The sequence below is a fragment of the Streptomyces caeni genome (assembly GCF_042678285.1).
Classification (GTDB): domain Bacteria; phylum Actinomycetota; class Actinomycetes; order Streptomycetales; family Streptomycetaceae; genus Streptomyces; species Streptomyces caeni.
Genome location: NZ_JBHUDX010000009.1, coordinates 11,971 through 30,272, shown reverse-complemented (window position 1 = coordinate 30,272; position 18,302 = coordinate 11,971). Strand labels below are relative to the sequence as shown.

Sequence of the window (18,302 nt, the reverse complement as noted above, 5' to 3'; positions counted from 1 at the left end):
CTGACCCGCTCCACCCTCTGTACGGAAGGGCCCGCACGGCGTGCCGTGCGGGCCCTTCCGTGTCATCCCTTGTTTTGCGGACGCACACGCCCTAGGGGGAGTGCGTCCCGCCTCCCAGGTGGGAGATGAGTGGGAGACAAGTGGGAGATGATCATGGCGTGGTGCTGCAATCAGGCGCTAGGAAATGCTAGATGGCGCTACCTGTGCGGCCCGGTTTCAGCCGCCGCTCTCGCCCGCGTGCGGGCTCAGCGCACCCGCGCTGACCAGCACAATAATCACCACGCCGAGTGCGATCCGGTACCAGACGAACGGCATGAAGCTCTTGCTCGAAATGAACTTCATGAACCACGCGATCACCGCATAGCCGGACACGAACGCGATGACCGTCGCGAAGAGGGTGGGCCCCCAGTTCACCTGCCCCGTCTCCGCGGCGTCCTTGAGTTCGAAGACGCCCGAGGCCAGAACGGCCGGAATGGCGAGCAGGAAGGAGTAGCGTGCCGCGGCCTCGCGCCTGTAGCCGAGGAAGAGACCGCCGCTGATCGTGGCGCCGGAGCGGGAGACACCGGGTATCAGGGCCATGGCCTGGCAGACGCCGTAGACCAGACCGTCCTTGACGGTGAGATCCTGCAGCGTCTTGCGCTGCTTGGGTATTCGGTGCCGGCCGCCCGTCTCGTCGCGGGCCGCGAGGCGGTCCGCGACGGCGAGGATCACGCCCAGCGCGATGAGCGTCGTCGCTGTGATCCGCAGATCCCGGAACGGCCCCTCGATCTGGTCTTTCAGGGTGATGCCGAGCACGCCGATGGGTATCGAGCCGACGATCACCAGCCAGCCCGTCCGAGCGTCGCGGTCCTGGCGCATCGTGCGGTCGAAGAGCGAACGGGACCAGGCCGAGAGGATGGTCGCGATGTCCTTGCGGAAGTAGATCAGCACGGCTGACTCCGTGCCGATCTGGGTGATCGCGGTGAAGGCCGCCCCGGGGTCCTCCCAGCCCGCGAAGGCCGCGGTCAGCCGCAGGTGCGCGCTGGAGGAGACGGGGAGGAACTCGGTCAGCCCCTGGACGAGTCCGAGGACGAGGGATGCGAACCAAGACATGGAGTGTGGCAGTCCAAGCGCTGATCGTGGAGGCGACGACGGGGACACCGGGCCGCGGGCGTGCCGTGGCGCGACCGGTGATCAAGTGTGCTGGGGGCAGCGTAGCGCCCCGCCATGACGGTTCCATCACCGGGGCTTTACCGGCGCTTGGGGTACGGGGCCGCCCCGCCCCGCGGCCTCGCTCGCCTCACGGAGCGGGGCCGACGGCCGTGACGGCCGGCCGTTCGGGCGCCGGCTTCGTCCGTCCCGGCGGACCCGCCCGGGAGGAGCGGGAGCGGACACCGGGCACGCCGCGATCCGGTCACGGAGGGCCATCGGGCGTTGCGGGGCGCGGGCGGTGGGGCGCGGCGCCGAGGGCGCGGCCGTGGCCAAGGGTGGCCGGCGGGCTTATGCGGCGACCGGTCCGGACACCGTCCACCCCGGCGCCTGGGGGTGTGCCGTCAGGTCCTCGTGGCGCACCTCCCCGCCGCAGGCGGAGCAGGTGACGACCGGGACCAGCTCGTTGCCGCAGGCGTGCTCGACCACCATGGGGCGATCGCCGTCCTTCCGGAGATGGCGGTCGCCCCATGCCATGAGGGTCATCAGTACCGACTCCAGTTCCAGGCCGGCCGCCGTGGGCCGGTACTCGAAGCGCTGCGGGCGCTCGCTGTAGAGCCTCTTCGTCAGGATTCCCGCGTCCACCAGGCGCTTCAGGCGCGTGGCGAGGATGTCGCGGGGGGCGCCGATGTTGCGCACGAGCTGGTCGAAGCGGCCGTTGCCGAGACACGCCTCGCGCAGGACGAGCAGGGAGTACTTCTCGCCGACCAGGGCCAGGGCATCGGCGATCGAGCAGGGGCGCGGGTCTTTGGGGGCGGCCATGGGTCCAGTCTAGATGAGGGTTTGTTTTTCCAACTCTTAGGGCTATGGTGAGTCCGGAATTCCTACTCATTGGTAACCGCTGCACCGGCACCCGCCGGGCAAGGAGGCCCGCACCATGCGCGACGCCGTGATCGTCGAAGCCGTACGCACCCCGGTGGGCAAGGGCAAGCCGAACGGCGCCCTCGCCCATGTCCACCCCGTAGAACTGCTGGCCCACACCCTGCGCACCCTCGTCGGACGCTCCGGCATCGACCCGGCGCTCATCGACGACGTCATCGGCGGCACCGTCGACCAGGTCGGCGAGCAGGCCATGAACACCACCCGGTACGCCGTCCTGTCCGCCGGTTTCCCGGAGACCGTGCCCGCGACGACCGTGGACCGCCAGTGCGGCTCCTCCCAGCAGGCCGTGCACTTCGCCGCCCAGGGTGTGATCTCGGGCGCCTACGACATCGTCGTGGCCTGCGGCGTGGAGTCCATGAGCCGCGTACCGATGTGGTCGAATGTGCCCCCGGGCGCCGACCCCTTCGGGCCCGGCGTCGCCGAGCGCTACCGGGAGGGCCTGGTCCCGCAGGGCATCAGCGCCGAGCTGATCGCCGCGAAGTGGTCGATCACCCGCGAGCAGATGGACACCTTCGCCCTGTCCTCGCACCGCAAGGCGGCGGCGGCCTGGGACGGCGGCCTGTTCGACACCGAGACCGCCCCCCTGGAGGGCCTCACCCGCGACGAGTGCATAAGGCCCGCCGGCACCACCGAGATCCTGGCCGGCCTCAGGCCCGCGTACCACGACCCCGCCTTCGCCGAGCGGTTCCCGCAGATCGAGTGGAACGTCACCGCAGGCAACGCCAGCCCGATCAACGACGGCGCGTCGGCTGTGCTGATCACCTCGGGCGAGACCGCGGCACGCCTCGGCCTGCGGCCGCTCGCCCGGCTGCACAGCTTCGCGGTGACCGGCTCCGACCCCGTGCTGATGCTCACCGGCGTCATCCCCGCCACCGAAAAGGTGCTCCGCAGGGCGGGGCTGGCGCTCGGCGACATCGATCTCTTCGAGGTGAACGAGGCCTTCTCCAGCGTCGTCCTGGCCTGGCAGCAGGAGACGGGCGCCGACCCGGCCAAGGTCAACGTCCACGGGGGCGCCATCGCCATCGGCCACCCGCTGGGAGCGAGCGGCACCCGTCTGACGACCACCCTGGTGCACGCGCTGCGCGCGCGTGGGGCGCGGTACGGCCTGCAGACGATGTGCGAGGCGGGCGGGCTCGCCAACGCGATGATCGTCGAGGCGGTCTGACCGCTCAGCGGCCGCGCAGGTGGTGGCGCCCCCGCCAGGCCACCACCGCGCCGGCCAGCGCCGGCACCGCGATGAGAGCCAGCGCGATCAGGAAGGCGGGCGAGGTCGGCGTCGAGGCCCGGGCGCCGGCCACGACGTACGCCGCGGTGTTCGGGACGGAGCCGAGCGCCGTCGCGAGCAGGAACGCCGCCCAGCGCATCCGGGAGACGGCGGCGCAGTAGTTGGCGGCCCAGAACGGCACTCCGGGAAACAGCCGTGCCGCCAGCATCGAGCGGAAGCCGTGCCGGCTGAGCTGGCCGTCCGCGGCCCTCAGCAAGCGCCCGCGCAGCAGGGGCCGCAGCGCGCCCTGCCCCAGCACCCGGCCGAGACCGAAGGCGATCCCCGCCCCCAGCACCGTGCCCGCGAGCGCCGCGCCGGTGCCCAGCTGCGAGCCGAACAGGGCGCCCGCCGCCAGGTTCAGCAAGGGACGCGGCACGAACGCGACCGTGCACAACCCGTACGCCGCCGCGTACGCCATGGCTGCCGGCACGCCCCCCAGCTGTGGCGGCCAGCCGTCCGCCAGCAGTTTCTGCGGCTCGAACAGCAGCACGCACGACGCGGCCGCGCCGAGCAGGGCCACGAGCAGCGACAGCCGGGACCAGGGCGAGAGCAGCACTCTCGTGCAGCGGGCCGTGAAACCGGGCGGCACGGCGACGACGGCGGTCGTCGCGGCGCCGAGTTCCGTGGCGACGGCCCGGGGAGAGGCCGTGGCGGTGCCCCCAGAGCGGGTGGTGGCATCGAGCATTCGGTGACAGTAACCGACCGAGGTGCCGGACCGCCGTGGGGTTCGTCTCAGCGGCGTCACAGGCGCCGCCGGCCCCGCCCGGCAGCGGGCGCCCGCCCCGCCGCGAAAACCATTCGACGCGGGCCACGCCGTCGAGGATGATCTACGACATGTTCCGGTACGCCTTCGTCCTCGCAGCATCCGCCGTCGCGGATGCCCCGAAGGCTGCCGTCCCGCTTCTCCTGGCCGCCGTCGACGGCGCCCGAAGCTGACCCTCCCCGGATCGTCCGGCGGACCCCGCAGGGGGAGGGTCGGCAGTCCTTGGGGTCCCGTCCCGGCCGGATCTCCCGATGCCGGGGCCGTCATTCACCACCGGAGAGGCTCCGAGGTACCGCCATGTCCAAGACGGCATACGTGCGCACCAAACCCCACCTGAACATCGGCACGATGGGGCACGTCGACCACGGCAAGACCACCCTGACAGCAGCCATCACCAAGGTCCTCGCCGAGCGCGGCACCGGCACCTTCGTGCCGTTCGACCGGATCGACCGGGCCCCGGAGGAGGCCGCCCGCGGCATCACCATCAACATCGCGCACGTCGAGTACGAGACCGGCACCCGGCACTATGCCCACGTGGACATGCCGGGCCACGCCGACTACGTGAAGAACATGGTGACCGGGGCGGCGCAGCTCGACGGGGCGATCCTCGTCGTCTCCGCGCTCGACGGGATCATGCCGCAGACCGCCGAGCACGTGCTGCTCGCCCGGCAAGTGGGCGTCGACCACATCGTCGTCGCCCTGAACAAGGCCGATGCGGGTGACGAGGAGCTCGTCGACCTCGTCGAGCTCGAGGTCCGCGAACTGCTGACCGCCCAGGGCTATCCGGGCGACTCGGTGCCGGTGGTCCGCGTCTCCGGGCTCAGGGCCCTGGAGGGCGACCCGCGGTGGACCGCGGCGATCGAAGCGCTGCTCGACGCGGTGGACACCTATGTGCCCATCCCCGAGCGGTACGTGGACGCGCCGTTCCTGCTGCCGGTGGAGAACGTGCTCACGATCACCGGCCGCGGCACGGTGGTCACGGGCGCCGTCGAGCGCGGCACGGTTCGCGTCGGCGACCGGGTCGAGGTGCTCGGCGCCGGCCTGGAGTCCGTGGTGACCGGGCTGGAGACCTTCGGCAAGCCCATGGAGGAGGCGCAGGCCGGGGACAACGTGGCGCTGCTGCTGCGCGGGGTGCCCCGTGACGCGGTGCGCCGCGGGCACATCGTCGCCGCGCCGGGCAGCGTCGTCCCGAGCCGCCGCTTCTCGGCGCGGGTGTACGTGCTGTCGGCGCGGGAGGGCGGCCGTACGACCCCGATGTCGACGGGCTACCGGCCGCAGTTCTACATCCGCACCGCGGACGTGGTCGGCGACATCGACCTCGGCGAGACGGCGGTCGCCCGGCCCGGCGACACGGTCAGCATGACGGTGGAGCTGGGCCGTGAGGTCCCGCTGGAGCCCGGCCTCGGCTTCGCGATCCGCGAGGGCGGCCGGACGGTCGGCGCGGGCACGGTGACGGCCGTGGGCTGAGCCGGGCGCTCCGGCGACGGCCGGGGCCCCGGGGCCGCCGGCGCGGGGCACGGGTGCCTACCCGGAGGGGGTGGGCCCCCGTGCCCGTCGCGGCCGGTGGCGTGCGACGCGATGGTGCTCGGCGTACGGACCGTTCCCCGCCCGGCACAATGGAGCCGTGAGCGAGCCCATACCCGTGACGCGTGCCGTGGACCACGGGACCGCCAAGCTGATGCCCGACGTGGACCGTGCGAGGGCCTGGCTGCTGACGGTCGACGGGGCCCCGCAGTCGTACGTCGACCTGGACGCGCCGGCGTATCTGGAGTTCGAGTACGCCAGGCGGCTCGCCCATGTCCTGGAGACGGCGGCGGCTCCGGGACGTCCCCTCGACGTGGTGCACCTCGGCGGCGGCGCCCTCACCCTGCCGCGCTACGTCGCCGCGACCCGGCCGGGCTCACGGCAGGACGTGATCGAGGCCGACCGGGGCCTGCTGGGCCTCGTCGTGGAACACCTGCCCCTGCCCGCCGGCACCGGTGTCACCCTGCACCCCGCCGACGCCCGCGTCTGGATCGGGTCCGCACCCGCAGACTCCGCCGACGTGGTGATCGCGGACGTCTTCGGCGGCTCCCGCGTCCCCGCCCATCTGACGACGGTGACATACGCCCGCGCCGCGGAGCGGGTGCTGCGCCCGGACGGCGTCTATCTGGCGAACCTTGCCGACGCCGCGCCGTTCGCCTTCCTCCGCTCCCAACTCGCCACGTTTGCCGTGGTGTTCGAGGAGCTGGTGCTGATCGCCGAGCCGGGCGTGCTGCGCGGCCGCCGCTTCGGCAACGCCGTGCTGGCCGCTTCCCACCGGCCTTTGGACATCGCCGCCCTCACCCGCCGTACCGCCGCGGACGCCTTCCCGGCCCGAGTCGAACACGGCGCTGCGCTAAGGGAGTTCACGGGCGCCGCCGAGCCCGTTCACGAGGCGGACGCCGTCGCGTCGCCCGAACCGCCCGACGGGGCCTTCACCATCGGCTGAGGCGGAGTCGGACGCCGCTGGGGCACGTCGCTGCGCCACGGCCGCCGCGGAGACGGCCGTGGCCCCGCCGTGCGGGGGCGTTCGGCTCAGGACGCCGTCGGGTCGCCGTGGAGGCGCACCGTGCTGAGGATCTTCATGATCGTCGCGTCCGGGAGTTCGTCCTTCACGCCGGTGGCCCCGTAGAGGTTCCATGCGACGAAGTCGCCCGCGGAGTTCTTGAAGCCGAACGTGACGGCCTTGCCGTCGGACGCGCACTTCCCCTTCTGGGGCGTGTTCTTGGACCGGGCCCAGGCGATGCTGCCCTGGATACCGGACGCGGTCTTGTACGGCTTCGCCTTCTTGTCGAAGGTCAGGCTCTTCTTGTCGGGCTGGGTGTAGCCGCCGTACACCCACCAGGCCACCTGGTTCACGGCGACCTCATCGGTGTCCTTGGCCCCGCTGGCGCCCTTGGTTCCCGCCGCGGCCAGCGGTGTGTTGTCCGTGCGCCCGTCCTTGTCGTCGTCGGACGTGCACCAGTTCTCCTTGAGGAAGGCAGGCGCGGACATGGTGATGAGGGGCTTGTCACCGGCCTTGGCCTTGTCGTCCTCGAAGCCGATCAGCAGGCTCGGCGACTTCACCTCCCAGTCCGCCGGCACGTCGAAGGCCGTGCCCCACTTGGGGTTGACGACGACCTTCCAGCCGGGGACGGTCGGCTTCTCGGTCTCGCTGCTGCGCGGGTTGTCGGACGTGGACGACGACGCCGTCGCGCTCTGCGAGGGAGACGACGTCTCGGCGTCCTTGCCGCCGCCGTCGGCGTTGTCGTTCTTGTTGCCGCCGAGGACGAGGAAGCCGGTGACCCCTGCGGCCACGACCACGGCCGTGGCGGCCACGATCGCGACGAGCTTGGTGCGGTTTTCGCCGCCCCCGTCGCCCGGCTGCCGGGGCGACCCCGCAGGCATGGGCGCGCCCCACTGCCCCTGCTGCTGATAGGGGTTGGGCTGCTGATAACCCGGCTGCTGGTACGGGTTCGGCTGCTGGTACCCCGGCTGCTGGTAGGGGTTCTGGTTCTGCGGGTTCTGCTCGCCCCCGGGCGGCTGCTGTCCTGGCCACATGGGCCACAACCCTAGTCCCGCTCATGACACGGTTGGGTCACCGCTCTTCGCCAGGCCCGTACCGGAAAGGGGCGTTCAGGAGTCCGACGGGTCCTCGGCGAACTGTACGGTGGCGGCGATCTGACGCACGGTCGCCTCCGGTACCTCGCCGGATACGTCTTCGGCGCCGTAGAACGACCAGGGGACCAGGTCGCCCTGGGCGTTCTTGAAGGCGAACGTCATCGCCTTGCCGTCCGTTGCGCACTCTTTCGATTTCTCCACACCTGCGGACCAGACGGTGCCCAGACCGCCCCTGATGCCGGATTCCGTCGTGAAAGACCCGACGGGGCCCGACCGCACCACGGCCCTGTCCGGCTGGGTGTACTGCCCGTGGACCCAGGTCTTCGGATCCGCGCCGGCGATCTCCTCGGTGTTCCGCGCCCCGTTGTCACCCTTGGAGCCGGCCGCGGCCGGTGGCGTGTACTCCTTCGTGCGTCCTTGTCCGGGTCCGAGGCGCACCACTGCCGTCGCAGGAACGCGGGGCACGCATGGTGATGAGCGGCTCGTCCTCGGGGCCGTCGTTCCCGGAGACGTGGGTGGCCCGGTCGCCGGAGTGAGCGACCACTGCGGTGGGACGTCGAAGGCGATCCCGGCGCCCGGGTTCACCACGACCTGCCAGCCCTTGACCGTGGGGTGCTCGGTGCCGGTGCCCCGCGGGCCGGGCGAGCTCGTCCGTGGAGAAGGGGACGTGGCGGGCCCGGGAGCCACCCGGTCGTCCCCGCCCCCGCCGAGCAGGACCATGCCGGTCACCGTGGCGGCGACCACGACGGCCGCGGCGGCGGCCGACGCGACGAACCTGGTCCGGTTTCCGCCGCCTGGTGGCGGAGGCGCGGCCGCGCCCGCCGGTGGGGTGGGCGCGTGCCATTGCCGGGGCCGGCCGTACGGGGGCGGTACCCGGGCTGCCGGTACGGGTTCGGCTGCTGTTCTCCCGCGGCCTGTTGCGGGCTCGGCCCGCCTCCCGGCGGCTGCCCTCCTGGCCACAGGGGGGCGCAACGACACGGCGATCGCCGCGCGCACCTGGTCAGACGTCGCTACTCGTGGGTAACATCCCGCCATGAGCGCAGACCAGATGTCGATCGGTGAGATGCTCGCCGCCACGGTGCCGATGGCGCGGACCCTGAACCTGGAGTTCCTGGAGACGACGCCCGAGAAGGCCGTGGTGGCGCTGCCGGACCAGAGCGACTTCCACAACCACGTCGGCGGGCCGCACGCCGGGGCGATGTTCACCCTGGGCGAGTCGGCGAGCGGCGCGATCGTGCTGGCAGCGTTCGGGGAGCAGCTGTCCCGGGCCGTGCCGCTCGCCGTCAGCGCCGAGATCGCGTACAAGAAGCTCGCGACGGGCCCGGTCACCGCGACCGCCACGCTCGGCCGCCCCGCCGCCGAGGTCGTCGCCGAACTGGACGCCGGCCGGCGCCCCGAGTTCCCCGTCTCCATCGTCATCCGGCGCGGGGACGGCGCCGTCACCGGCGAGATGAGGGTGGTGTGGACGCTGCGCCCCCACGGCTGACCGCGCTCCGCCCCGTGTGTCCGGGGCGGAGCGCCGGCTCAGGGAGCCGGGTCGGCAGCCGTGGCGCGCGCCGTGGCAGGCGTCGTGGCAGGCGTATGGGTGCAGCGCGGCCATCCCGCCGTCGCCGCCGCCGCGGGAAGCTGCGATCCGCGCCGTCTTTCCGTCTCCGCCGGCCCCTCCCACCCCCGTTCCCCCCGGGGCAGGCCGGCCGGGGACACGGTGGGGTACGTGCCTGTGGGGGTGGCGGTGGCGCCCGCCGCGTGTCCGGTGGCTCCGACGACGGTGAGCGTGGCCGTGGCCGTCACTCCGGCGGCCAGCACGCGCAGCGACTTCGACGAGATGCGCCTGTGCATGGGTGGTCCTTTCCGAAGGGTGCACCGCGGCATCCGGTCGCCTCACGGGGGGCTACCGGACGCCGCGGCGGCGGTCGGAGGGGTCCTGCCGTCAGCGCTGTCCCGCACCGACCAGCGAGCGGACCTCGAACTCCTCGTAGTCGTCGGACTCGTGATTCGAACCCATGACACTGCCCAGCCAGCCCAGGAGGAAGCCCACCGGGATCGAGACGATGCCCGGGTTCTGCAGGGGGAACCAGGCGAAGTCCGCGTCGGGGTAGATGGAGGAGGGCAGGGAGGAGAACACGGGGGAGAACACCACGAGGAGCACGGAGGTGATCAGTCCGCCGTAGAGGCTGAGCAGCGCGCCCCGTGCGGTGAAGCGGCTCCAGAACAGCGTGTACACGAGGGCCGGCACGATGGCCGACGCGGCGATGGCGAAGGCGAGGAATGCCAGGCTCGCCGCGCTGATCTCCCACGGCAGCAGGGCGAGCAGCATGCCCAGCACACCGATGAAGACGGCGGCCAGCCGAGCCACACCCAGTTCCTGGGTCTCGGTGGCGTTGCCCTTGCGGATGACCTCACCGTAGAGGTCGTGGGCGAGCGAGGTGGCCGCGGCCAGGGTGAGTCCGGCCGCGACGGCGAGCAGCGTCACGAAGGCCAGGGAGGAGAGCAGCGCGGTGAGCACGCCGCCACCGATGGACTGTGCGAGCAGCAGGATGGCCACATCGCCCTTGGGGTCGACCTGTGTGATGCCCTCCCGGCCCACGATCGCGGTGGCGCCGAGGCCCACGATGCCCGCGGCCAGGCAGACGAAGCCGATGAGGCCCATGCCCCAGCCGACCGAGGTGCGCAGCACGCGGCTGGTGCGGGGCGCGAGCAGGCGCATCACCACGTGGGGGAGCCCGGCGAGGCCGAGGACGATGGCCAGTTCCAGGCTGAGGAAGTCGAGCTTGCTGGTGAGGCCGCCGCCGTAGCGCAGCCCGGACTCCAGGAAGCGTTGCCCGTTGCCGCTGTTGCGGGCGGCGGTGGACAGCAGCCCGTCGAGGGACCAGTGGAAGCGGTTCAGCACGAAGACCGCGGTGATCGCGATGCCCGCCAGCAGCATCACGGCCTTGATGATCTGGATGAAGGTCGCGCCGGGCATGCCGCCGAGCGCGGCGTACACCACGACGATGCTGCCGACGACGAGCACGCACAGGGTGCGGGTGGTCTGGCTGGGCTCACCGACGAACTGGGACAGCAGGGCGACGCCGCCGCTGAACTGGGCGACCAGGTAGAGGGTGGTGATGACCAGGGTGCAGATGGACAGGGCGATGCGCACGGGCCGCTGGAAGCGGGGCATGCGCAGGGCCAGCGTGTCGCCGATCGTGAACCGGCCGGTGTTGTGCAGCGGCTCCGCGATGAGCAGCAGCACCATGATCCAGGCGACCGTGGTCCCGCTCAGGTAGAGGAGGCCGTCGTAGCCGGTGAGGGCGACCAGGCCCGTGCTGCCCAGGAGGGTCGCCGCCGACAGGTAGTCGCCGCACATCGCCAGGCCGTTGCGCAGCGGCGACATGTTCCGGTTACCGAGGTAGAACTCGCTGATCTCGTCGCGCTGGGGGGCCATCAGCAGCGCCGTGAACAGCGTGACCACGACGACGGTCACGAAGAGGATGAAGGTCAGTTGCAGGCTGAATCGGTTGATGACGCCTGCGGAGATCGTCACCACGATCGGGACCGTCCCTCCTGCGGGGTGGTGGGCCGGCCGGGCTCGACGCGGTCCAGTTCGGCGCGCAGCCGGCGCGCCACCGGGTCGACCTGCCGGCGCATGTGCGCGGTGTAGCGCCACACCGTCACCGCCATGACGGCGAACTGCGCCAGGCCGATCGCGAGGCCGAGGGTGAGGTGGCCGGCCAGCTGGAAGTTCATGAGCGGCGGGACGAAGTGCGACAGCAGGACGTACAGCAGAAACCCACCCACGACGACGGCCACCGCCGTGGTCCCGAAGGCACGGAAGGCCCCGCGTATCGACTGGAATTCGGGATGCCCGTGCAGGGACGGCGGCCGTGTGGAATCGCCGCCCGTCGGGGGCGGTGGAGACCAGTTGGCGTGTTGCGGCGGATATCCACTCATTGACGCACCTTCTTTGCTGCGTTGTACCGGGTTTCCGGCGTCGGACCATTGGGCCGGTCAGGCGTCGGAACGCACGGAAAACCGAGCCGTCGTCGGGTCAACCCGCAGAAATGGCTCATGGAGAACTTCTGGGTGCCGAAGCCGGGCTTGTGTGCGGACTTTGTGGGGGGTTCGTGACGCCCCCGGCATGGGATTTCGGGAGGTCGGGGGCGGCCCTGCCAGAGGGTGTCGACGGGGCCGGATGCGGAGTATGGCAGTGGTGACCTTGAGCAATCAACTGCCTGCGGGAAGTGCGAATGTGAGCACTCTCATAGCCGATTTCCTAGATCATTCTGAACCTTTCACCCCGCCCGCCGACGGGGGCCGTGGCCGCTTTGCGTACGGCTTCGGATCTTGTCGGCGCCGTTCCTTTGCCCGTTCACTTCGTTGACGGGCAATCGCCGGCGGCCATGGTTTTCGAGCCCGTCCCGGGCTGCCTTCCGGCATGGCGCGCGCTCCGTCCGGGCGTCATGTTCAACGAGCGAACACGGCGCACCGGGCGACCGGACCGCACGTCCGCAGGGCCGGGCGCCGCGGTCGCGAACCCCGGGGCGCCGATGGCGCGTCGTGCATACCGGTACGACCGGGGGTCCCCGTCCCGCCGGGCCGAGCGGGTAGGCTGCCCGACGGGCGCACGGGGGGACAGCGCACATCGGGCCGTCACGCACGGCGCGGGCACGCACGGTGAAACGGGAGGAAGCGGCGGTGCACGTCCAGGAATGGCTCGACACGGTGCCCGCAGCCGCCGTCTACGCCCTGGTGGCCCTGGTGATCGGCCTGGAGAGCCTCGGGATCCCGCTGCCGGGCGAGATCGTCCTCGTGTCCGCGGCGCTGCTGTCATCCCAGCACGGCGGTATCGATCCGGTGGTCCTGGGCGCCTGTGCGAGTGCCGGCGCCGTCGTCGGCGACTCCATCGGCTACGCGATCGGCCGCAAGGGCGGACGTCCGCTGCTGGCCTGGCTCGGGAGGAAGTTCCCCAGGCACTTCAGCGAGGGCCATGTCGCCACCGCCGAGCGGTCCTTCGAGAAGTGGGGCATGTGGGCGGTGTTCTTCGGCCGGTTCGTCGCCCTGCTGCGGATCTTCGCGGGGCCGCTCGCCGGTGTGCTGAGGATGCCGTACTGGAAGTTCCTGACCGCCAACGTCCTGGGCGGGGTGATCTGGGCGGGCGGCACCACCACGGTGATCTACTACGTCGGCGTGGTCGCCGAGTCGTGGCTGAAGCGGTTCTCGTGGCTGGGGCTGGTGGCGGCCGTGCTGGTCGGGCTCGCCTCGATGCTGGTCGTCAGGCGCAAGGCCAAGAAGGCGGCGGCCGAGCGGGCCGACGCCGAGCCGGAGCCCGTCACGGCCGCCGAGTGACCTCAGGGGCGCCGGTGCACCTCGCGATGCGCCCGCGCCAGGTCCGCGTACAGCGTGCCGTTCAGCGTGATGCCCTCGCGCTCCTCGTCCGTCAGCTGCCGCTTGACCTTGGCGGGTACGCCCGCCACGAGTGAGCCCGGCGGCACCCGCATGCCCTGCGGCACCAGTGCCTGGGCGGCGACCAGCGAACCCGCGCCGATCACCGCTCCGTTGAGGACCGTGGCCCCCATACCGATCAGGCAGTCGTCCTCGACGGTCGCTCCGTGGACCACGGCATTGTGCCCGATCGACACCCCCTCCCCGACGGAGATCGGAAAGCCCGGGTCGACGTGGAGGGTGCAGTTGTCCTGGACGTTGCTGTCGGCGCCGATGACGATCGGACCGCAGTCGGCGCGCAGCACCGCGCCGTACCAGACGCTCGCGCCCGGATGGAGCGTCACGTTCCCGATCACCACGGAGGTGGGCGCCGTGAACGCCTCCCGGTCCACCCGGGGGTCCTTGCCGCCTATGCCCGTGATCAGCGCCTGGTGCGTCATTGCCGTCTCCTCGTGGTCGCTCCACCGGCACCGTACGGCATCGGTGGGGTGAAGATCACAGCGGAAGGACCTCATGGACGCGCTCGGCCCTGAGTACGGTGAGCGGGTGCTCCGAAGCAAGAACACGTTCTCATCATGGCGGCGCGGTCTCGTACAGCGCGCCGTCCACGCGGGCTGGGCCTGGGCGCAGCGCGTGGGGTCCGTGACGGCGGAGCACCCCGGTCGCTTCCGCTTCGGCGCGATGGGAACAGGTACCAGACTCGCCTTCCCGCTCGGCACCGTCTTCGGTGAGCCCTGGATCCGGCTCGGCGCGCACTGCATCATCGGCGAACAGGTCACGCTGACCGCCGGGCTGATGCCCGGCCTCGACCTCGGCCCCGTCCCGATCCTGCGCATCGGTGACGGCGTCGTCCTCGGCCGCGGCAGCCACGTCATCGCCGACACGACGGTCACGATCGGCAGCGACTGCTACTTCGGTCCGTATGTCTACGTGACCTCCACGAACCACTCCTACGACGATCCCCACCAGCCCATCGGCAGGCAGTGGCCGCGGATGGAGCCGGTGGAGATCGGCCCGGGGTGCTGGATAGGGACCGGCGCGGTGATCCTGCCGGGCGCGCGGATCGGGCGGAACGTGGTCGTCGCGGCCGGAGCCGTGGTCCGGGGGACCGTGCCGGACCACTCGGTCGTGGCCGGGGCGCCCGCCCGGGTGGTACGGCGCTGGACGCCCGACGCCGGCTGGCAGCCGCCGCTGCGGACACCGGCCCCGGTGCCGATCCCCGACGGCACCACGTCCGAGCAGCTGCTGGCGCTGTCGGAGCTGGACGAGGAGGCCGTCGCCCGGCTCGCGGAGCTGGACGGGGACGGCGCCGCGCGGCTCGCGGAGCTCGACACCGAGTCATGAGTCAGCCGGCGGCGAGCAGCACCGTGCCCACCAGGGCGAGGCCCGCGCCCGCCGCCTGCGCGGCGCGCAGCCGTTCGCTGAGGAAGCCGCGCGCGGCGAGCGCCGTGACCACCGGGTAGAGCGAGGCGAGGACGGCGGCCACCGTGACCGGGCCGTGCCGGGCGGCGATGGCGTACGTACCGTTGGCGGCGACGTCGGCGAGACCGACGAAGGCGAGTGCGGGCAGCGAGCCCCAGGGGAAGCCGTCGCCCGGACATGCAGGGGCGCCCCGCCGCACCGAGACGTGCAGGGCGGCGGCGCCCCCGGCGACGTTGACCACGCGCATCACGAACAGCGCGAGGAACAGTCCGGTGAGCGTCGTGGACGCCTCCGCGATCAGCGCGAAGACCGTGCCGAAGCCGAGCGCCGCGACGAGCGTGAGCAGGATCGCCCGCCGATGGACCGGCGTGCCCCTGAGCTGGGGCCCGCCGGCGAGGACGACCCCGGTGACCGCGACGGTGATCCCGGCGGCCTGGAGCAGCCCGGGGCGTTCGCCGAGAGTGAGCCCGACGCCCACGGGAACCGCCACGCTCAGCGTCGCGAGCGGAGAGACGACGCCCATCGGGCCCAGAGCGAGCGCCTCGTAGAAGGACAGCAGGGCGATCGGTCCGATCACGCCCGCGGCGAGCGCGAACCACAGCCGCGGGCCCGCCTCGCCCATGCCGCCCGTGGCCGCCACGAGCGCACCGAGCACGACCGCGGCGACGGTCTGCGAGACGACGACCACCGTCAGCGCGGGCATCCGGCGTGTCAGCAGCCCGCCGCCGAAGTCGGCCAGGCCCCACAGCAGGCTCGTGGCCAGGGCGAAGAGTGCTGTCACGGGCTGCCTCGCAGTACAGTGCAGTGAACGATCAGGTGCACCACACCATAGTTCAATCAGGTAAACTCTGTCATATATAATATTGGACGGAATGTGTCGGATCTCGACCTGCTGACCCAGTCCCTGGCCCGCAACGTCAAGCGGTGGCGCACGGAGCGGGGCTTCACGCTGGAGACGCTCGCCGCCCGCGCCGGCGTCAGCCGCGGCATGCTCATCCAGATCGAGCAGGCCCGCACCAACCCGAGCATCGGCACCGTCGTCAAGATCGGCGACGCGCTCGGCGTCAGCATCACCACCCTGCTCGACTACGAGCAGGGCCCCACCGTCCGGATCGTCCCCGCCGAGCAGGCCGTGCGCCTCTGGCACACCGACGCGGGCAGCTACAACCGCCTTCTCGCGGGCACCGAGGCGCCGGGGCCCCTGGAGATGTGGGACTGGCGGCTGATGCCGGGGGACCGCAGCCCCTCGGACCCGCACCCCGCCGGTACCGTCGAGCTGGTCCACGTCACCGCCGGCGAGCTGACGCTCACCGTCGACGGTGCCGAGTACCGGGTGCCCACCGGCGCGAGTGCCTCCTTCGAGGCCAGCACCCCCCACACATACGGCAATGACGGCGACGTGCCGATGGAGTTGGTGATGGCGGTCTCGGTGCCGCCGGTGCGCTGAGCCGCCCGTCCGGGCGTCGGCACAGGGCTGTTAGCGTGCGGGCATGCGCGCACCCATCGGAGACTTCGACAACGCGACGCCCGCCCCGGACTGTCTCGGCGAGCTGACCCGGCCGGTGGCGGACGCCGTACGCCGGTGGCGCGGCGGCACGCCCGCGGACCGGATCGTCTACGTCGACACGGACCCCGAACGGGCTGACACCGCGGTCTTCCTGGAGCACTACGGCAAGGATCTGCTGGACCGGTCCGCGAACTGCGTGGTGGTCGCGGGCAAGCGCGGCGGTGAGACGACGCTGGCCGCCTGTGTGGTCCTCTCCGCCACCCGGGTCGATGTGAACGGTGTCGTGCGCCGCCGGCTCGGTGCCCGTAAGGCGTCGTTCGCGTCGATGGAGGTGGCGACCGGGGAGACCGGCATGGAGTACGGCGGTATCACGCCGATCGGCCTGCCCGGCGGCTGGCCGGTCCTGGTGGACTCGGCGGTCGTCGACCTGCCGTACGTACTGGTCGGCAGCGGGCGGCGCCGGGGGAAGCTGCTGGTGCCGGGCAAGGCGTTGGCGGAGCTGGCGAACGCGGTGGTGCTGGAGGGCCTGGGCGTCTGACGGCGGGGCGGGCCGCCGGCCCGGGCCCTCACAACGGGGTTCGGGTGTGGTGGGCCAAGGCCAGATGCGGATCCGTCTCACCCGGTGCCGGGGCCGGGTCGGCATGGACCAGGGCGGAGGCGAGCCGGGGAACCGCGTGCATCAGGGCGTGCTCGGCTTCGACCGCGATGTCGTGCGCCCGGCGCACGCTCACCTCGCCGTCGACCACGACCGCCACCTCGGCGCGCAGCCGGTGCCCGATCCAGCGCAGCCGCAGCTCACCGACCTCACGCACGCCGGGCACCTCCCGCAGCGCCCGCTCGGCGCGGTCCACCAGCGCGGGGTCGACGGCGTCCATCACCCGCCGGAACACCTCCCGCGCCGCGTCCCGCAACACCAGGAGGATCGCGGCGGTGATCGCCAGCCCGACGAGCGGGTCGGCGACGGTCCAGCCGAGCGCGGCGCCGCCCGCCCCGACGAGCACCGCGAGGGAGGTGAATCCGTCCGTGCGGGCGTGCAGCCCGTCGGCGACCAGCGCGGCCGAGCCGATCGCGCGCCCCACCCGGATGCGATGGCGGGCGACCCACTCGTTGCCCGCGAAACCGATGACGGCCGCGGCGGCGACCGCGGGGATGTGCTGCATGGCGCGGGGGGCCAGCAGCCGCTCGACCGCACTCCAGGCGGTGAAGGCCGCCGACGCGGCGATCGTCAGCACGATCACGATCCCGGCGAGGTCCTCGGCGCGGCCGTATCCGTAGGTGAAGCGGCGCGTGGCCGCGCGGCGGCCCAGCACGAAGGCGATCCCGAGCGGCACGGCGGTCAGGGCGTCGGCGGCGTTGTGCACGGTGTCGCCGAGCAGCGCGACCGAGCCGGAGATCGCCACCACGACCGCCTGCGCCAGTGCCGTCGCCCCGAGCATCGCGAGCGAGACCCACAGGGCCCGCATGCCCCGCGCGGACGACTCCAGCGCCGAGTCGAGCTTGTCGGCGCTCTCGTGGGAGTGGGGAGTGAGGAGGTGGCGGAGGCGGGCCAGGGGGCCATGGGGGCGCGGATGCACGTGATCACCGCGACCGCGACCGCGACCGTGGCTGTGGCTGTGGCTGTGGCTGTGGCTGTGACCGTGATCGTGATCGTGATCGTGATCGTGGCCGTGCGGGTGGTGATGCGAATGCGGGTGCTCGGGGCCGTCGCCGGACGACAGCGCCCGGCCGTGCTCGTGGCCTTCCTGCCCGTGTCTCATCCGAAGGGCCCCTTCCGCCGTGTGCGGTGGACGCGGTCGCATCCACGGAGCAATTATGTGCGTATGAGCGCACGCATGCACCTATCATCTGCACACCATGTGCAGTCGCGCACCGACGGCGCCGCCGAAGACCACCCCCGTACCCCCGGTGAGGAGCAGTTCGCGCTCGCCGCCGAACTGCTGGCCCTCCTCGGTGACCGCACCCGCCTCGCCCTGCTGCACGCCCTGGCCGGTGGCGAGGCCGACGTCTCGACGCTCACGCAGGCGTGCGGCGCGGCCCGGCCCGCCGTGAGCCAGCATCTGGCCCGGCTCCGGCTCGCGGGCCTGGTCGACACGCGCAAGCAGGGCCGCCGCGTCGTCTATTCGCTCCGCGACGGCCATCTGCGCCGGGTCGTCGACGAGGTGCTCAGCCTGGCCGACCACCGGCTCGCCGGCCGGCCGGCGCACGAGCCAGCTGCGCGCGGCCGGGGCCGC

20 protein-coding genes are annotated in these 18,302 nt (G+C 72.2%); 9 read left to right on the top strand and 11 right to left on the bottom strand.

From position 1 onward, the window contains the following. Positions 1-216 precede the first annotated feature (216 nt). On the bottom strand, positions 217-1,092 hold the full coding sequence (locus tag ACFSL4_RS03610; RefSeq protein WP_381078320.1) for an undecaprenyl-diphosphate phosphatase: 876 nt from the start codon (positions 1,090-1,092) through the stop codon (positions 217-219). Positions 1,093-1,479: 387 nt separating this feature from the next. Continuing rightward, complete coding sequence (locus ACFSL4_RS03605) at positions 1,480-1,950, bottom strand: winged helix-turn-helix transcriptional regulator (RefSeq protein WP_381078317.1); 471 nt, start codon at positions 1,948-1,950, stop codon at positions 1,480-1,482. Between the two features lie 115 nt (positions 1,951-2,065). Between ACFSL4_RS03605 and ACFSL4_RS03600 the strand changes: the two genes are divergently transcribed. Beyond that, complete coding sequence (locus ACFSL4_RS03600) at positions 2,066-3,235, top strand: thiolase family protein (protein WP_381078315.1); 1,170 nt, start codon at positions 2,066-2,068, stop codon at positions 3,233-3,235. Between the two features lie 4 nt (positions 3,236-3,239). Here ACFSL4_RS03600 and ACFSL4_RS03595 read toward each other — a convergent pair whose 3' ends face one another. Further along, a complete protein-coding gene (locus tag ACFSL4_RS03595; RefSeq protein WP_381078312.1) occupies positions 3,240-4,019 on the bottom strand; it encodes a TVP38/TMEM64 family protein in 780 nt (259 codons plus the stop codon). A 375-nt stretch (positions 4,020-4,394) separates the two neighbouring features. Here ACFSL4_RS03595 and tuf point away from each other — a divergent pair, with 375 nt between their 5' ends. Continuing rightward, positions 4,395-5,564 (top strand): elongation factor Tu, encoded by a 1,170-nt coding sequence (gene tuf, locus ACFSL4_RS03590; protein ID WP_381078310.1) that lies wholly within the window; start codon positions 4,395-4,397, stop codon positions 5,562-5,564. Positions 5,565-5,721: 157 nt separating this feature from the next. Then, entirely contained in the window at positions 5,722-6,567 is an 846-nt protein-coding gene (locus tag ACFSL4_RS03585) for a spermidine synthase (RefSeq protein WP_381078308.1), read from the top strand. An 86-nt stretch (positions 6,568-6,653) separates the two neighbouring features. Here ACFSL4_RS03585 and ACFSL4_RS03580 read toward each other — a convergent pair whose 3' ends face one another. After that, positions 6,654-7,658 (bottom strand): DUF8017 domain-containing protein, encoded by a 1,005-nt coding sequence (locus tag ACFSL4_RS03580; protein WP_381078306.1) that lies wholly within the window; start codon positions 7,656-7,658, stop codon positions 6,654-6,656. Between the two features lie 75 nt (positions 7,659-7,733). Then, a complete protein-coding gene (locus ACFSL4_RS37670) occupies positions 7,734-8,438 on the bottom strand; it encodes a DUF8017 domain-containing protein (protein WP_465269749.1) in 705 nt (234 codons plus the stop codon). 328 nt (positions 8,439-8,766) lie between these two features. Here ACFSL4_RS37670 and ACFSL4_RS03570 point away from each other — a divergent pair, with 328 nt between their 5' ends. Beyond that, entirely contained in the window at positions 8,767-9,204 is a 438-nt protein-coding gene (locus tag ACFSL4_RS03570; protein WP_381078323.1) for a DUF4442 domain-containing protein, read from the top strand. A gap of 38 nt (positions 9,205-9,242) precedes the next feature. On the opposite strand, the gene ACFSL4_RS03565 is transcribed toward ACFSL4_RS03570, so the two are convergent. From ACFSL4_RS03565 to ACFSL4_RS03555, 3 genes are all read right to left on the bottom strand, one after another. Continuing rightward, positions 9,243-9,557, bottom strand: a complete 315-nt coding sequence (locus ACFSL4_RS03565; protein ID WP_381078301.1) for a hypothetical protein — start codon at positions 9,555-9,557, stop codon at positions 9,243-9,245. A 91-nt stretch (positions 9,558-9,648) separates the two neighbouring features. Beyond that, the gene (locus ACFSL4_RS03560) at positions 9,649-11,247 is read right to left on the bottom strand and encodes a solute symporter family protein (RefSeq protein ID WP_381078298.1); all 1,599 of its coding nucleotides are present in this window, start codon (positions 11,245-11,247) and stop codon (positions 9,649-9,651) included. Continuing rightward, positions 11,241-11,651, bottom strand: coding sequence for a DUF485 domain-containing protein (locus ACFSL4_RS03555; RefSeq protein ID WP_381078295.1), 411 nt, complete (start codon positions 11,649-11,651; stop codon positions 11,241-11,243). Before ACFSL4_RS03555 ends, ACFSL4_RS03560 begins: the two co-directional genes overlap by 7 nt. Before the next feature lie 744 nt (positions 11,652-12,395). On the opposite strand from ACFSL4_RS03555, the gene ACFSL4_RS03550 reads away from it, so the two are divergent. Beyond that, on the top strand, positions 12,396-13,046 hold the full coding sequence (locus ACFSL4_RS03550; protein ID WP_381078292.1) for a DedA family protein: 651 nt from the start codon (positions 12,396-12,398) through the stop codon (positions 13,044-13,046). A 2-nt stretch (positions 13,047-13,048) separates the two neighbouring features. Here ACFSL4_RS03550 and ACFSL4_RS03545 read toward each other — a convergent pair whose 3' ends face one another. Continuing rightward, the gene (locus ACFSL4_RS03545) at positions 13,049-13,582 is read right to left on the bottom strand and encodes a gamma carbonic anhydrase family protein (protein ID WP_381078289.1); all 534 of its coding nucleotides are present in this window, start codon (positions 13,580-13,582) and stop codon (positions 13,049-13,051) included. 106 nt (positions 13,583-13,688) lie between these two features. Between ACFSL4_RS03545 and ACFSL4_RS03540 the strand changes: the two genes are divergently transcribed. Further along, positions 13,689-14,486, top strand: coding sequence for an acyltransferase (locus tag ACFSL4_RS03540; RefSeq protein ID WP_381078286.1), 798 nt, complete (start codon positions 13,689-13,691; stop codon positions 14,484-14,486). A 1-nt stretch (position 14,487) separates the two neighbouring features. Here ACFSL4_RS03540 and ACFSL4_RS03535 read toward each other — a convergent pair whose 3' ends face one another. Further along, the gene (locus tag ACFSL4_RS03535; protein ID WP_381078283.1) at positions 14,488-15,345 is read right to left on the bottom strand and encodes an EamA family transporter; all 858 of its coding nucleotides are present in this window, start codon (positions 15,343-15,345) and stop codon (positions 14,488-14,490) included. Between the two features lie 93 nt (positions 15,346-15,438). Here ACFSL4_RS03535 and ACFSL4_RS03530 point away from each other — a divergent pair, with 93 nt between their 5' ends. Together ACFSL4_RS03530 and ACFSL4_RS03525 are read left to right on the top strand one after the other, a co-directional pair. Next, positions 15,439-16,011 (top strand): helix-turn-helix domain-containing protein, encoded by a 573-nt coding sequence (locus ACFSL4_RS03530; protein WP_381078280.1) that lies wholly within the window; start codon positions 15,439-15,441, stop codon positions 16,009-16,011. A 43-nt stretch (positions 16,012-16,054) separates the two neighbouring features. Next, positions 16,055-16,609: a YbaK/EbsC family protein gene (locus ACFSL4_RS03525; RefSeq protein ID WP_381078277.1), complete on the top strand. Its 555-nt coding sequence runs from the start codon at positions 16,055-16,057 to the stop codon at positions 16,607-16,609. A gap of 28 nt (positions 16,610-16,637) precedes the next feature. Here the strand turns inward: ACFSL4_RS03525 and ACFSL4_RS03520 are convergent, their stop codons facing one another. Continuing rightward, positions 16,638-17,828 (bottom strand): cation diffusion facilitator family transporter, encoded by a 1,191-nt coding sequence (locus ACFSL4_RS03520; protein ID WP_381078275.1) that lies wholly within the window; start codon positions 17,826-17,828, stop codon positions 16,638-16,640. Positions 17,829-17,891: 63 nt separating this feature from the next. Here ACFSL4_RS03520 and ACFSL4_RS03515 point away from each other — a divergent pair. After that, a partial coding sequence (locus ACFSL4_RS03515; protein ID WP_381078272.1) for an ArsR/SmtB family transcription factor occupies positions 17,892-18,302 on the top strand: 411 nt, incomplete at its 3' end.